Source organism: Vibrio marinisediminis (assembly GCF_014050145.1).
Classification (GTDB): Bacteria; Pseudomonadota; Gammaproteobacteria; order Enterobacterales; family Vibrionaceae; genus Vibrio; species Vibrio marinisediminis.
Map to the genome: position 1 here is coordinate 1 of NZ_JACFYF010000440.1, position 224 is coordinate 224.

A 224-nucleotide genomic window follows, 5' to 3' on the forward strand; every position below is an offset into this window, starting at 1 on the left:
TTCCCGCCTATTTCCCCGAGGGCACCGAGCTGGGCGAGGATGCGGATTTCTTCTACTTCCCGGCCTTTGAGGAAAAGGACTTGGGGCGTCCGGTTCTGGGTGCCGGTACGCTGTTCGCGATCACCAACGAGAACCCGGCTGCAAGCGCCTTCATCGAGGTTCTCAAGACGCCCTTCGCCCATGAGATCATGATGGCGCAGGATGAGTTCTTGACCCCGTTCAAG

The 224-nt window shown here is 59.4% G+C and carries 1 pseudogene; it reads left to right on the forward strand.

The annotated features are described in order from the left end of the window. A pseudogene (locus tag H2O73_RS24550) lies at nt 1-224 on the forward strand (alpha-glucoside ABC transporter substrate-binding protein); the annotation flags it as partial.